Raw genomic sequence first — 14,681 nt, 5'->3', positions numbered from 1 at the left:
AGGACTGTGACAGGTAAGCACTGCTTATGCTACCTAAGCCAATGACATTTAAGGCGACTGAGGTAACACCTTTTATTTTTTGCAAAGCAAAACAGAAAAATAATTAAAAAATATGATCTGAATCACCAGGATTAGTCTAATACTTAAACTCCTGGCGTTTCCCTGTGCTGCCTCGCAGTTTTCCAGCGGTTGATGTCCGCCAGTATTCTGAGCCTGAGCTTGAGGCTCTACTCCTCTGGTTGTTCACATTAAGTGAGTTTAATGAGGTGTGTACTTATGGAAACAAAAGATCCAATGTTTGAATTACTCTCCAGCCTGGAGCAGATCGTGTTGACGCGTGATGTGATGCAGGCTGGTGCGATGACAGAAAGTGAAGTAACCATGCCCGAACCAAAACGGATCAGGGAAATTAGCGGCATGCAGATTGATGAGTTTGCCCTGGCAATGGGCGTCAGTGTTTCATCGGTGAAAAGCTGGGAAGCACAACGTACCAAACCGTCGGGCAGCGCGCAGAAACTGATGCAGTTAATTCATTCGAATCCGTATCTGGGACGACAGTTGCTGGAAAGATAAAAGAGCTAAAAAAACAAACCCGCCAGGGCGGGTTTTATGCAGGAAAATCTTAGCGTCCCGCTTTCATATCAATCACAAAACGGTACTTCACGTCACCCCTCAGCATCCGCTCAAACGCATCTTCAACCTGATTCAGGCCGATCACCTCAACATCCGACACGATATTGTGCTGGCCACAGAAATCGAGCATCTGTTGGGTTTCTTTGATGCTGCCGATCGAGGTGCCGGAAATACTCAGGCGTTTAAACACAATTGGCGTCACGTTCGGGGATTTGTGCGGCGAGTCAGGAATGCCCACCAGTACAAGGTGGCCGTTGGTTTTCAGCGCGTTGAGGTAAGGGTCGAGGTCGTGCGGCGCGGCCACGCAGTCGAGGATCATATCCAGACTGTTCTTCACGATCTCCATCTCAGCTTCATCTTTCGAGACGACCACCCGGCTGGCCCCCAGACGCAGGGCGTCGGCACCTTTCGCCGGTGAGGTGGTAAACAGCACCACTTCGGCTCCCAACGCACTCGCCAGCTTCACCGCCATATGGCCCAGGCCACCCAGCCCGATAATTCCCACGCGCTGGCCCGGCTGTACATTCCAGTGCTTCAGCGGTGACCACGTGGTGGCGCCCGCACACAGCAGTGGCGCGACCGCGCTCAGCTCCAGGTTATCCGGTACGGAGACCACAAATTTGCTGCCCATCACGATGCTGTCAGAGTAGCCGTCGAAGGCCATACCGCCGATCGTTTTCTCTTCGCTGTTATAGGTTGCGGTAAAGTCTTCTTCGCAGTACTGCTCTTCGCCACTGTGGCACTGACCGCAGGAATCGACCATCACGCCCACTCCAACCAAATCGCCCGCTTTAAGCGCGGTAACGTCGCTGTCGGTAGCGACAACGCGCTCAACGATCTCGGCCCGGTACCAGCGGGAACTGGCTCACTCCCCATTCGTTACGCGCCATATACAGGTCAGAGTGGCACACGCCGCAGATCGATATGGACATCACCGGCCTGCAGGTCGCGGCGTTTAAATTCGAAGGGTTCGAGCGGGGTGTTGGCTGCCTTTACAGCGTATCCAAAGGATTGCATAACTGTCTTAACCTGAATGGCAAAAACCGCACAGGGTAAGGAAATGGTGCGCGAGGGGCAAGGCGGATTTGTAAGGCAGCGTGTCTGTACGATAAAAAAGGCGGACCGATGGCCCGCCTCTTATGGTAGCTACTTACTGCAGCAGGGAGATATCCGCGACCTGCAGGAACAGCTCGCGCAGCTTAGCCAGCAGGGTCAGACGGTTAATACGCACCGCCCGATCGTCGGCATTTACCATCACCTTGTCGAAGAAGTTATCCACCGTTTCGCGCAGCTCAGCCAGCTCGATCAGCGCTTCCTGGTAGCGGCCTTCTGCAAAATAAGGCTGCAGCTTGCTGCTCAGGGCAGACACATAGGTGGCCAGCTTGATCTCTTCATTCTCTTTCAGCAGAACGGCCTGCACGCTGTCGTTCAGCGGCTCGCTGGACTTGGCAAGAATGTTAGAGACGCGCTTGTTGGCAGCGGCCAGCGTGGCAGCCGCTTCCAGCGTACGGAAGTGGGATACCGCCTTCATGCGGGCATCGAAATCCGCCGGACGGGTCGGACGGCGCGCCAGCACGGCCTGGATGGTATCCACACTGTGGCCTTCTTCCTGATACCAGGTACGGAAACGACCCAGCATAAAGTCGATAACCTCATCCACCACCCTGGCGTTAGACAGCTTGCTGCCGTACAGGCGCACCGCTTCTTCCGTCAGGGTTTGCAGATCCAGCGGCAGGTTTTTCTCTACGATAATACGCAGCACGCCCAGGGCGGCACGGCGCAGAGCAAACGGATCTTTGTCGCCTTTCGGATGTTGACCAATGCCGAAAATGCCGGCAAGAGTATCCATCTTATCGGCGATCGCCAGCGCGCAGGCAATCGGGTTCGACGGCAGCTCGTCACCGGCAAAACGCGGCTGGTACTGCTCGTTCAGCGCGACCGCAACGTCTTCGGCTTCGCCGTCGTGACGCGCATAGTGCATGCCCATCACGCCCTGGGTGTCGGTAAATTCGAACACCATGTTGGTCATCAGGTCGCACTTGGACAGCAGGCCGGCACGAGTGGCGTGATTCACATCCGCGCCGATCTGTGCAGCAATCCAGCCGGCCAACGCCTGAATGCGGTCGGTTTTATCGCGCAGGGTACCCAGCTCTTTCTGGAACAGCACGGTTTCCAGACGCGGCAGGTTATCTTCCAGACGACGTTTACGGTCGCTATTGAAGAAGAACTCGGCGTCGGCGAGGCGTGGACGCACCACCTTCTCGTTACCGGAGATAATCTGCTGCGGATCTTTCGAGATAATGTTCGACACGAAGATGAAGTTTGGCAGCAGCTTGCCCGCGGTGTCGTACACCGGGAAATACTTCTGGTCGCCCTTCATGGTGTACACCAGCGCTTCAGCCGGAACCGCGAGGAACTTCTCTTCAAACTTCGCCGTCAGCACCACCGGCCACTCCACCAGGGAGGTGACTTCTTCCAGCAGGCTGTCGCTCAGATCGGCAACGCCGCCGATTTTACGGGCTGCTTCTTCGGCATCAGCTTTAATCGTGGCTTTACGAGCTTCGAAATCCGCCTGCACTTTACCGCGCTCCAGCAGAATCGCGGGATATTGGTCGGCGTTGTCGATGGTAAACTCCGGCTCGCCCATAAAGCGGTGGCCGCGAATCGTACGCGCCGAATCGATACCCAGAATGGTGGCCGGGATCAGCTCATCGCCGAGCAGGATGGTCACGGTATGCACCGGACGCACGAACTGCACGTCAGACGCGCCCCAGCGCATCAGTTTCGGGATCGGCAGCTTAGCCAGTGAAGTGGCGATCATCGCCGGCAGCAGCGCCTGCGCGCTTTCACCGGTCACTTTGGCACGGTACACCAGCCATTCACCTTTGTCGGTGCTCAGGCGCTCAGCCTGATCGACGGTGATACCACAGCCGCGCGCCCAGCCTTCAGCGGCCCTGGTGGCCACGCCGTTGGCATCAAACGCGGCGGCAATCGCCGGGCCGCGTTTTTCTACTTCGCGATCCGGCTGCGCGGCGCTCAGGTTGGCGACTTTCAGCGCAAGGCGGCGCGGCGCGGCGAACCACTTCACGTCGCCGTGGGCCAGGCCCGCCGCATCCAGTTCAGCGGTAAAGTTAGCCGCGAAGGACTCGGCAAGGCTGCGCAGGGCTTTCGGAGGCAGCTCTTCGGTGCCGATTTCCACCAGGAAGGTTTTTTCAGTCATGGCTGCCTCTTATTTCTTGTTATTGCACATCGGGAAGCCTAACGCCTCGCGGGAGGCATAGTAGGCTTCGGCCACGGCTTTCGTCAGGGTGCGGATGCGCAGAATATAACGCTGACGCTCGGTGACGGAGATGGCTTTGCGGGCATCCAGCAGGTTAAAGCTGTGTGCGGCTTTCAGAATACGCTCGTAGGCAGGCAGCGGCAGCGGTTTTTCCAGCGCCAGCAGGCTCTGCGCCTCTTTCTCGTACTGCTCGAAGCAGGCGAAAAGGAAATCGACGTCGGCGTATTCGAAGTTATAGGTGGACTGCTCCACTTCGTTCTGATGGAACACGTCACCGTAGGTGGTTTTACCCAGCGGACCGTCGCTCCACACCAGATCGTAAACGCTGTCCACGCCCTGGATGTACATCGCCAGGCGCTCCAGACCGTAGGTGATTTCACCGGTAACCGGCTTGCACTCCAGGCCGCCAACCTGCTGGAAGTAGGTGAACTGCGTCACTTCCATGCCGTTCAGCCACACTTCCCAGCCCAGGCCCCAGGCACCCAGCGTTGGGTTTTCCCAGTTATCTTCCACGAAGCGGATATCGTGGATGGTCGGGTCCATACCCAGTTCTTTCAGCGAGCCGAGGTACAGCTCCTGAATGTTGTCCGGCGATGGCTTGATGATCACCTGGAACTGGTAGTAGTGCTGTAAGCGGTTCGGGTTTTCACCGTAGCGGCCGTCGGTAGGGCGGCGTGACGGCTGCACGTAGGCCACCGCCGTTGGCTCTGGCCCCAGCGCCCGCAGGCAGGTCATCGGGTGAGAAGTACCAGCGCCCACTTCCATATCCAGCGGTTGGATGATGGTGCAGCCCTGGCGCGCCCAGTAATCCTGTAAGGTCAGGATCAGGCCCTGGAAAGTCTTGGTATCAAACTTTTGCATGTTGATTTCGCACGCGATACGAGTGGTTAAAAAAGTGGGCGTCAGTATACCCTTTGACCGGGTTGATTACCAAAATGGTAATGATAACGGCGGGGATTTAATCGAATTCGCTGCTTTTGTCGGCGACGCCACACATTTTATTCGTCCTGTTCCGAGTTTTTGCTCGTCGGGTTGTTGAAGTTCGTTCCCCTGGCCAGGCTTAGCGGGCATCGATACGGATTTTTTCCCGGCAAACAGGTTGAAATAATGCAAAAAATTGGCTGGATAGATAATTTGCGCGCGGTAGCGTGTTTGATGGTGATAATGATCCACACCACCACCTGGTACGTGACCACCGGGATGTCGGTCGGCAAGCACAGCTGGGATCTGTCAAACCTGCTGAATTCGGCATCCAGGGTGTGCGTGCCGATCTTCTTTATGATCTCCGGCTACCTGTTTTTTGGCGAACGCAGCGCGCAGAAGCGCCATTTCCTGCGCGTGGTGCTGTGCCTGCTGTTTTACAGTGCGATTGCGCTGGTCTATATCACCCTGCTGACGCCAATTAATGAAGTCACCTCACTGAAAAACCTGCTGCAAAAACCGATCTTTTACCACCTGTGGTTTTTCTTTGCGATTATCGCCATCTATATGTTTTCACCGCTGATTCAGGTGAAGCCGGTCAGCGCGGGCTATATGGCGATTGTCATTCTGGTACTGGCGGTACTGGCGAATCCGAATACCGTTGACGGTTCGATCGCTCGTTTTCACTGGCTGCCGGTGAACCTCTATATTAACGGGGATTCCATCTACTATCTGCTGTACGCGCTGACCGGTCGAGCCATTGGCACGATGAAAACGGAGAGACCGGGCGTCAGCTGGCTGGCGGCGATAACCTTTATCGTCTGCGTGCTGGTGATTGCCTTCGGCACCAAACGCCAGTTCGCCATTAACGGCGCCTTCTCCGATACGTGGTATCTCTACTGCGGCCCGGCGGTGTTTATTGCCGCCGTCAGTCTGCTGGTGCTGTTTAAAAACACGCTAAACAACCGTCCTTTGCCGATTTTAGCCACCATTTCACGTTATTCATTGCCGATTTACGGCTTCCACGCGCTGTTTATCCACTATATGCGCACCCACGGGCTGGATAATACCGACCATCCGCTGATCGACATCCCACTGGTGTTTGCCATCACCCTCGGCGGCAGCCTGCTGCTGGCTATTGGCCTGCAGCGCATCGATAAACATCACCTGGTTAGCTAGTCTGCCTGCCAGCGCTGCTGTGCGCGGCGCAGCTGGCGGGAGGAGGAGAACCCTGCCGCCAGCGCCGCCTGCTCGCTGCCTTCGCCCTGCTGGCGACGCTGCTGGACAATTGCCAGCCGCAGCTGCTCGTGATACTCACGCACGCTGATGCCCAGATGCTGGCGGAACAGCCGCGTCAGATGGCGCGCACTAACGTGGACTCGCTCGGCGATATCATCCAGCGACCACTCCTGCTCCGGCTGCTGGATCAGCAGATCCTGGGTGCGGTGAATGGCCGGATGCATATGGTTGCGGTAGCGCAGCCACGGCGAAAGCTGCGGATCATCCCCCGAACGGCGGAAATAGACCACCATTTCCCGCGCGACGTTCAGCGCCATCTGCGAACCGCACAGGCGGTTAATCAGATGCAGCGACAGATCGATTCCGGCGGTAATGCCCGCGCTGGTCCAGATACCGCGATCTTCTATAAATATACGATTTTCCCGCACGATAGCCGCAGGTTCGGCGGATTTCAGCCGTGCGATAACTTCATGATGAGTGGTGCATTCCACGCCGTACATCAGCCCGGCGCGGGCGGCCAGCAGCGAACCGGAGCAGACGCAGATCAGGCTGATATGGCGGGCATGAATGGCAGGCTGAATGCGCATCAGCCAGTTACGGGCGGCAACCGCCTGCGGGGTGTCAAACCACACCGAGGAGTCCTGCACGCCCGGCACCACTAACAGACTGCCGGGGGGCAACATTTCTGGCAGCGGCTGAATGCGGCTGATGGCCATATCCGTGGAGCTCAGCACGGTTTCATCGGGGCCAATATAGTGCAGGCTGAACGCCCCATCGGCCAGCTTCAGCGTCTCCGCCGGGCCGGTCAGATCGAGGGTCATCACACCGGGCAGGGTCAAAAACCACACCGGAATCGTCATGTTATGCAAGCTCCTGCAGGCACTCCTCCACCGTGCAGATCGCGGCAAAGCGATCGATCAGCACGCTTTCGGTACGGTGGCGCAAATCCGCCACGCTGAGCGTGATGCCGTTATGGGTAAGGGGGAACGTCAGCGTCGCCTCCGTGACAAACGTCACGCAATAGCCGAGGTCCGACACCACGCGCGCGGTGGTTTCACAGCACTGCTCGGTACGGATACCGCTCACGATCACGTGCTTTACCTGCCGCTGCTCCAGCCACTGTAGCAGACCGGATTCCGTCAGCGCATTATGTACCGTTTTTTTCACAGCGTGCGCGGCCTGATGAGTAAGAAATGGCAGGCGAACCACCAGGCCGGACGCCAGCGAAAACGGCCCTTCTGCTTCGACATGCAGCACGTCCACCACCGGGATCTCTCTCTGCTGACAGCCCGCGATAAGCCTGTTCAGCGCCTGCTCAAACGCGGGCGTTTCCGGGGTTTGTTTGTAGCCACGATGATAGAACGACTGCTGCGCGTCAATTACCAGTAAAACGGTATCGGTCATTTTAGGACTCCTTGCCTGGGGGGAATAACCCTATGATGGCAAGGATAAGGGGATGAAAGAAGGTCAGAAACGGACACGATACTGCCCCTGCAGGACATCAGACATTATTATTTAATGAAGCCCTTCTTTTTATAAGGGGATCACCGATGATATACTCGCCGCTCTTCTGTATTGAGAGGGAAGATCGTCGTCTCCGGTGAGGCGGCTGGACTTCAAATCCAGTTGGGGCCGCCAGCGGTCCCGGGCAGGTTCGACTCCTGTGATCTTCCGCCAATTAGCCTCCCCTGAATTCCCTCACAGTCAATAAATCCCTTATACTACCTGCTATTGCAATCAGTTATGTTCTCCTGATGTCAACTGATGTCTACCAGAATCAAGTACATTCTGGGGGCATTATGGGGGGCATAAAAGATGCCCCCATTTTGAGGTGCCCCCAATGAAGTTAACAGCCCGTCAAGTTGATACTGCTAAACCGAAAGAAAAGCCTTACAAGTTATCTGCAAGTTATCTGCAAGTTATCTGATGGCGGTGGGCTTTATCTTGAGATAACAACCAGTGGTTCTCGCTACTGGAGATTAAAATATCGCTACGGCGGTAAAGAGAAACGGCTGGCATTTGGTGTTTATCCGGAAGTATCACTTGCAGAGGCTCGTGACAAAAGAGAAGCAGCTAAAAAGGCATTAGCTGTGGGAAGTGATCCTGGAGAAGTAAAGAAAGCAGAGAAACTAGCCCAAAAGCTCAACATTGAGAATACGTTCGAAGCTATCGCTCGCGAGTGGCATCACTCAAAAGCCGATCGCTGGTCATTACGCTACCGCGATGAAATCATTGATACCTTTGAGAAAGATATTTTCCCCTATATCGGCAAGCGCCCTATTGCTGAAATCAAACCAATGGAATTACTGGAAGCACTCCGTCGCATGGAAAAGCGCGGAGCGTTAGAGAAAATGCGCAAAGTTCGTCAACGCTGTGGTGAAGTGTTTCGCTACGCAATAGTCACAGGCAGGGCCGAATATAATCCAGCGCCGGATCTTGCAACTGCCCTAGCAACACCAAAGAAAACTCATTTTCCTTTCCTCTCTACAGAGGAGTTACCACACTTCCTTAAAGACCTCTCAGGCTATACCGGTAGTGTTATCACAAAAACAGCAACACAGATCATCATGCTGACGGGAGTACGAACTCAGGAGCTACGTTTTGCTCGATGGGAAGATATCGATTTTGAAAAACGACTCTGGGAAATTCCTGCCGAGGTGATGAAAATGAAGCGACCTCATATCGTTCCAATATCGGACCAGGTAATGGCCCTATTTGAATCGCTTAAACCGATTACCGGGCAGTATCCATTAGTATTTATCGGACGCAATGATCGAACGAAACCGATCTCAAAGGAAAGTGTGAATCAGGTGATAGAGCTGCTGGGATATAAAGGAAGGCTTACAGGACACGGTTTCCGCCATACGATGAGTACGATTCTGCATGAGGAGGGCTTTAACTCGGCGTGGATTGAAACTCAGCTTGCACATGTGGATAAGAACGCAATTCGCGGCACATACAACCATGCACAGTATCTGGAGGGAAGAAGGGAAATGATGCAGTGGTACGGGGATTTTATTGATGAACTTAGGATGAGAGGGGCTGCCGTGAAAAAGTGTGTTACAGGGTAAATATAACAATTAAATAGCCGTCTAGATGGCTAGAGTTTGATGTATTTATTTTTTTTTATTCAAAGTGATTTACTTTGCATTCTGCTCTTTGATTTGAGTTCAAGTAGTCAATGCAACGACAGCTCTGTGCCAAAAGTGAACATTGTTGACATCACAATGTGTTAATCAACAAGGAGAAGGTCAACAGTAACCCTTCAAAAGCTAAAAGAGCGAGGATGATTACGTTTACTCCATCATTGCTTAATTGCTAGACTGTCAAGTACATGTAAGTCAATTTTACGACACAAAAGCAGGGTTACCCACGTGGCAAGCGCAGAGCAACTAAAAGCACTCATCAAATCGCACATCAGTCGCGATGATAGCCATTTTTATTCAGTGGCTATGCAGGTTGCTGCGCACGAAGCAAAGCAAGGCCACGGGCGTTTAGCAGAAGAGCTGCTGAATATGCTGGATAAAGCCAAAGCAAAACTTGCCAATGACAGCACGGGAAAGCTGGTTCCTTTATCCCACGCAGCAAAAAAGCGTACCGACTTAGGCAACCTGCTAAATGTTAGCCAGCCCGAATTTCGCCTGTCTGACGTCGTGCTGGATGATTCGGCTCACTCTCAGCTTCAGCGCCTTGTTCGCGAACAGCGAATGATGTCGAGAATCAAAGAACACGGTCTTTCCCCGAGACGCAAAGTATTGCTTGTTGGCCCTCCGGGGACAGGGAAAACCATGACGGCATCCGCACTGGCTGGCGAGCTGGGTATCCCCCTGTTTCAGGTACGTTTTGACGCCCTGATTACCAAATTTATGGGTGAAACCGCCGCTAAGCTGCGTCAGGTATTTGACGCCATCGCAGATATTCGCGGCGTTTATTTTTTCGATGAGTTTGATGCCATTGGTTCTCAACGCAGCCTTGCAAATGATGTTGGTGAGATCCGACGTGTGCTTAACAGCTTTCTGCAAATGATTGAGCAAGACAACTCTAACAGCATCATCATTGCTGCAACAAACCATGCGGAAATTCTGGATTACGCATTGTTCAGACGCTTTGATGACATAATTGAGTACCACTTACCAACGTTAGAGCAAGCGCTTGATTTGATAAAGTCCCGCTTAGGTCCGTTTGCACCTAAGCCCTTCCGTAAAAATGGATTAGAAAAGCAGGTCGCAGGTTTAAGCTATGCCGAGATATGCAGAGCGGTCGATGAATCGATTAAAGATGCCATCATGAACGACTGCATGCAGGTTGATCCCAATCTTCTAAAACAAGCCTTAGAAGAACGTCGTTTAATCAGCAATAAGTTATCCATTAACGAAAAACATAAGTTAAATTATGACGGAACAAACCAACGATAAAAGGCTCCATATTACTCTTCCGAAAACGTCCACTACACAATCCTATACAGCACATTCTCTTGGTGGAGGCGGCTCCATCGCATTGCCTCAACGTGATCGCCAGGCACACGGACAAACCTTAAAAACACAGCTGCAGCTGGTTAAAAGAATGTATTCACTGGCTCGTTCGAGACAGGAAGGTCTCCAGTTGATCAGTGGTTTCGGTGTGCAGGTTGAGTTCGTGGGGCAACCCGATGTCGCCCTGGCCTTTGAAAGCTTAGGCAGTGAGATTGGCAAAAATAAAGCCCGCCATATTGAAGTATTGAGTATTCATAAAGAAGAGGAAATTACCTCCGCAAACGTATTTATTCCGGATGGAAAAATTGCCCACTTTGAAAAATACCTTGAAGACTATTTAGACGAAAAACGCCGCGCAGACGGGGTTCCCGCAGACCACAAAAGTCTTATCAATACGCTCTCAGCAATACGCCTTGCAGGAATAAAGTCTTTATGGACGGACGATTCACGCCTGTTACCCGAAAATCTGGATGAAGAATTTTGGTGGGAGGTCTGGCTTCCCGTCAGAGATAACAGAAACGCCGTTGTGACTGACTTTCACCGAATCAGCCATGAAACGGGATGCCTCGTCAGTGAACACAAAGTCGACTTTCCTGAACGAACAATTACTTGGATGTATGGCTCTCAGCGGCAATTCTCGCGAGCCAATATGTTGTTGAACTGTGTAGCAGAATTAAGGCGAGCGAAAGATACCACTGAATTTTTCGAAGGTTTACCAGCTTCGGAACAACAGCTCTGGGTTGATGAGGCACTTCAACGCTTGCAAGTCCCATCCCCGGGGGAGGATGTTCCTTATATTTGTCTGCTAGACTCTGGCGTTAACCGTGGCCATGCAATGCTTTTACCTGTACTGCATCAGCAAGATACCCTTACGGTAAACGATGCGTGGGGTACGAATGATACGGCCAATCATGGCACTGGATTAGCGGGCGTTGCCATTTATGGTGATATGTTTGACGCGATGCAATCAACCGAAGCGATTGCAGTTAGTCATCGTCTGGAATCCGTGAAGCTCACACCTAATCATGGTGCCAATGCAGGTAACGCAAAACAGCATGCTTATCTGTTCAGTTCCGCAGTAACGCGCCCCGAAATCCTTAATGGTCAACGCAGACGTATTTTTAGCTCTGCAGTAACCGCAACAGCCTACCGTGACTTTGGCCGCCCTTCGGCATGGTCATCAATGGTTGACTCACTGGCCGTCGATGCGTTAGCCGACGAACCTTTTCCTCGCCTGTTTGTTCTCTCTGCTGGAAACATTCTGGATCGCGACCATTGGGGAAGCTATCCAGCCAGCCTTTCGGTTAACCAAATTCACGATCCGGGGCAGTCATGGAATGCACTCACCGTTGGCGCATTTACGAACAAAGTCGAGCTGGATGAACCCCATTTTAATCCTGTCGCTGAACAAGGTGCATTGAGTCCTTTTACGACGACATCAAGTGGATGGGATTCTGTCTGGCCGTTCAAACCCGACGTTGTTTTTGAAGGAGGCAATGCGGCTTCCAATACAGAGTTCGTCGATAACTTTGCCAGTTTAGAGCTGCTGACGACCAGTTCATCGCCGCACCGCCAGTTTTGGACAACCAATGCGACCAGTGCCGCCTCTGCGATGTGTGCCAGAATGGCCGCACAATTAATGAGTCAGTACCCGGCGTATCGTCCTGAAACAATACGCGCGTTAATCACGCACTCTGCGCAATGGACACCAGCGATGCTGCGCATGTATCCGGTCCGCAATAAAGCCAGTTACGCGCAGCTTATTCGTCATTGTGGATGGGGGGCTCCTGATGTCGATCGTGCACTCTGGAGCGTGAAAAACAGTTTGTCTTTGGTCGCTGAAGATACGTTAAAGCCATACCACAAAACCCGCAAAGGGATTAAAACCTGCGATCTTAACTTGCATGCTTTACCCTGGCCGCTGGAACAACTACAAACGCTCCAGAATACGCAGGTTGAACTGCGGGTTACCCTATCCTACTTTATCGAGCCAAATCCATCTGCGCGCGGAGGTGCATCAAAATTTCACTATCCTTCTCACCGGTTGCGCTTTGCTATGAAGAGGCAAACGGAGTCATTAGATGAATTTGAAACGCGCATCAATGCAGCGGCCGAAGCTGAAGAAAACGGTCACAGCACGTCCGGAAACGATGACAACTGGCTTTTAGGGGCAACACAAAGGCATAAGGGGTCGTTACATCAGGATATCTGGCGAGGCCCTGCTGCCGAGCTGGCTAACTGTGGCTACCTGGCCGTTTACCCTGCTCAGGGTTGGTGGAGAACCCGGGGCGCATTAGAACGTTACGACTCAGAGGCTAAATACAGTCTGGTCATCTCTATCCATGCCCCGGAAACCGATGTCGATCTGTATGCAACGGTGGAATCTATGGTTGAGAATCTGGTAGAGAATTCTGTTAAAACAAGTACCTAGAACAAGTAGTTAACATCATTCTTACCGATTTCAGAACCGGGAAAAATGGAATCTTAGGGGTCCCTTATTTATAACATTGGACCCGGTTATTCCTGATTATGACTGGAGCATATTCGGGGTCAGGGTCAGATAGTTTTACTGGATATCGACTGACATCTGGTATTTTACTGATAGTAACACTACCGATAGAGGGGGCTTGGATGTTTCATTTACTTGTTAAAGGTTCCGGTTGGAAAAATAACAATAATTTGTGGGGGAGTCGCTCATTAACGATAAACGAGTTTACCTCTGAAGAGCTGGTCCAACAATTTCGTCCACAGGGGAAATTTGAGATAGCTCAGATAGCTCGTTATCCAGCTGTTTTTATGAGTGAAGCAGGGAGCGAAGACGATGACCCAGCTCGTATTGGTCGGATCACAAATGTCGTAAGTAGCGGGCGAGACGAGATTACCCTATCATGGTCATGGGATCAGACATTACCTTTAGTACCAATCAAAGTTTTGCGGTCACTTGCTCCTGAACTTGGTATAAATAAAACGCAGTTTTTTCGTACCCATTGGGCTGCTCACCATGCGGATTTGTTTGAGGCTCTGCTACGCAATGGTATGAGCAATGCCCCTAAGCCAAGTGTATTTAATATTGATTCCCTACAGCTACTCGATGAAAAAAGAATTTCTGTAATGATGCCGTTTGCAGGAAATTTTACCCCTGTATACAAAGCTATCAGCGATCTTGCGGAGCATATGGGGCTGCGTTGTAATCGTGCGGATGATATCTGGGAACATGATTCGATTATTCAGGATGTTGTGTCACTAATTTGCCAATCATCAGTTGTGATTTGTGACCTTTCAGGAAAGAACCCTAATGTTTTTTATGAAGCAGGTATTGCTCACACTCTGGGTAAAAAGGTGATATTGCTGGCCCAACATATAGATGACGTCCCTTTTGATTTGAGGCACCTACGGGTCATTTTCTATCTGGCAAATTCAGAAGGGATTACCAAGATGATCCAAGAGTTATCCTCCCGGCTAAACAATTTGCTTAATGAAAGGGGATAATTTTATCAGGGGGGCAGAAGATTGGGCTAACCCTGCCTAGTGGACGATCCTGCCCTATAGTTGGAGCTCCCCTCTCTGAGTAGCTATATCACTCGGCATCAATCTCCAGTGCATATATCCATTCATGACAGTTAGGGCACTGTTTTTGCCCGTAGTACTGATGTCCACACCAAGTATAACTCCATTTTCTTAGTGTCGTATTGACTCGTATTGTAAGCAGACCCATTTTAGTTCCACACACTTTTTGAGATTTCCGTGTTCTCGGCCATCAGCCGGTATTCTTCCGGCGTCAGGTTATTCAGGGATTCATGGGGCCGCTCACTGTTATATTCATTCAGCCAGCGTTCTGTGATTTCCCGTGCTTCATTCAGCGTTCTGAACAGATAAAAATTCAGTACTTCGGTCCGGTACGTTCGGTTAAACCGTTCGATAAATGCGTTTTGCGTCGGTTTGCCTGGCTGGATAAATTCCAGCATCACGCCATGCTCTTCTGCCCATTGTGCCAGAGCCAGTGATATCAGTTCCGGCCCGTTATCCATCCGCATCTTCAGTGGATATCCACGGTTTGCCACTATTCTGTCCAGCACCCGCACGACCCGCTGCGCCGGGATATTCAGGTCAATTTCGATAGCCAGAGCTTCACGGTT

11 protein-coding genes, 1 tRNA gene and 2 pseudogenes are annotated in these 14,681 nt (G+C 52.1%); 7 read left to right on the top strand and 7 right to left on the bottom strand.

Annotation, left to right across the window (positions count from 1 at the left end):
• The first annotated feature begins 276 nt into the window (after nucleotides 1–276).
• Nucleotides 277–573 carry an HTH-type transcriptional regulator gene (locus AC07U6_RS01765; RefSeq protein WP_494761115.1) on the top strand — a complete coding sequence of 99 codons (297 nt, stop codon included), beginning with the start codon at nucleotides 277–279 and terminating at the stop codon, nucleotides 571–573.
• Nucleotides 574–622: 49 nt separating this feature from the next.
• Here the strand turns inward: AC07U6_RS01765 and AC07U6_RS01760 are convergent.
• From AC07U6_RS01760 to glyQ, 3 genes and pseudogenes are all read right to left on the bottom strand, one after another.
• Nucleotides 623–1,650, bottom strand: a pseudogene (locus AC07U6_RS01760) (NAD(P)-dependent alcohol dehydrogenase).
• Between the two features lie 133 nt (nucleotides 1,651–1,783).
• Nucleotides 1,784–3,853: a glycine--tRNA ligase subunit beta gene (glyS, locus tag AC07U6_RS01755; RefSeq protein WP_494761114.1), complete on the bottom strand. Its 2,070-nt coding sequence runs from the start codon at nucleotides 3,851–3,853 to the stop codon at nucleotides 1,784–1,786.
• Nucleotides 3,854–3,862: 9 nt separating this feature from the next.
• Nucleotides 3,863–4,774 (bottom strand): glycine--tRNA ligase subunit alpha, encoded by a 912-nt coding sequence (gene glyQ, locus AC07U6_RS01750; protein ID WP_494761113.1) that lies wholly within the window; start codon nucleotides 4,772–4,774, stop codon nucleotides 3,863–3,865.
• A gap of 243 nt (nucleotides 4,775–5,017) precedes the next feature.
• Between glyQ and AC07U6_RS01745 the strand changes: the two genes are divergently transcribed.
• Entirely contained in the window at nucleotides 5,018–6,013 is a 996-nt protein-coding gene (locus AC07U6_RS01745; protein WP_494764404.1) for an acyltransferase, read from the top strand.
• Here the strand turns inward: AC07U6_RS01745 and AC07U6_RS01740 are convergent.
• Together AC07U6_RS01740 and AC07U6_RS01735 are read right to left on the bottom strand one after the other, a co-directional pair.
• The gene (locus AC07U6_RS01740) at nucleotides 6,010–6,933 is read right to left on the bottom strand and encodes a GlxA family transcriptional regulator (RefSeq protein WP_494761112.1); all 924 of its coding nucleotides are present in this window, start codon (nucleotides 6,931–6,933) and stop codon (nucleotides 6,010–6,012) included. The genes AC07U6_RS01745 and AC07U6_RS01740 overlap by 4 nt on opposite strands.
• Before the next feature lies 1 nt (nucleotide 6,934).
• Nucleotides 6,935–7,477, bottom strand: a complete 543-nt coding sequence (locus AC07U6_RS01735) for an isochorismatase family protein (protein ID WP_494761111.1) — start codon at nucleotides 7,475–7,477, stop codon at nucleotides 6,935–6,937.
• 178 nt (nucleotides 7,478–7,655) lie between these two features.
• Here AC07U6_RS01735 and AC07U6_RS01730 point away from each other — a divergent pair.
• The 5 genes and pseudogenes from AC07U6_RS01730 to AC07U6_RS01710 all read left to right on the top strand — a co-directional run bounded on the left by AC07U6_RS01730 (nucleotide 7,656) and on the right by AC07U6_RS01710 (nucleotide 14,034).
• Nucleotides 7,656–7,750: transfer RNA gene (locus AC07U6_RS01730), tRNA-Sec, on the top strand.
• A gap of 163 nt (nucleotides 7,751–7,913) precedes the next feature.
• Nucleotides 7,914–9,144: pseudogene (locus tag AC07U6_RS01725) on the top strand (tyrosine-type recombinase/integrase).
• Nucleotides 9,145–9,447: 303 nt separating this feature from the next.
• Nucleotides 9,448–10,488 (top strand): AAA family ATPase, encoded by a 1,041-nt coding sequence (locus AC07U6_RS01720; protein WP_494761110.1) that lies wholly within the window; start codon nucleotides 9,448–9,450, stop codon nucleotides 10,486–10,488.
• Nucleotides 10,466–12,976, top strand: a complete 2,511-nt coding sequence (locus AC07U6_RS01715) for a S8 family peptidase (RefSeq protein WP_494761109.1) — start codon at nucleotides 10,466–10,468, stop codon at nucleotides 12,974–12,976. Before AC07U6_RS01720 ends, AC07U6_RS01715 begins: the two co-directional genes overlap by 23 nt.
• Nucleotides 12,977–13,176: 200 nt before the next feature.
• Complete coding sequence (locus AC07U6_RS01710; protein WP_494761108.1) at nucleotides 13,177–14,034, top strand: hypothetical protein; 858 nt, start codon at nucleotides 13,177–13,179, stop codon at nucleotides 14,032–14,034.
• A gap of 88 nt (nucleotides 14,035–14,122) precedes the next feature.
• Here AC07U6_RS01710 and AC07U6_RS01705 read toward each other — a convergent pair whose 3' ends face one another.
• Together AC07U6_RS01705 and AC07U6_RS01700 are read right to left on the bottom strand one after the other, a co-directional pair.
• Nucleotides 14,123–14,260 carry a putative zinc ribbon protein gene (locus AC07U6_RS01705; protein ID WP_494761107.1) on the bottom strand — a complete coding sequence of 46 codons (138 nt, stop codon included), beginning with the start codon at nucleotides 14,258–14,260 and terminating at the stop codon, nucleotides 14,123–14,125.
• A 1-nt stretch (nucleotide 14,261) separates the two neighbouring features.
• On the bottom strand, nucleotides 14,262–14,681 hold a 420-nt coding region (locus tag AC07U6_RS01700), incomplete at its 5' end, for an integrase core domain-containing protein (RefSeq protein WP_494764780.1).

This window comes from Erwinia sp. GW821-FHT03D09 (assembly GCF_059420805.1).
This window is presented reverse-complemented; position numbering and strand designations above follow the sequence as displayed.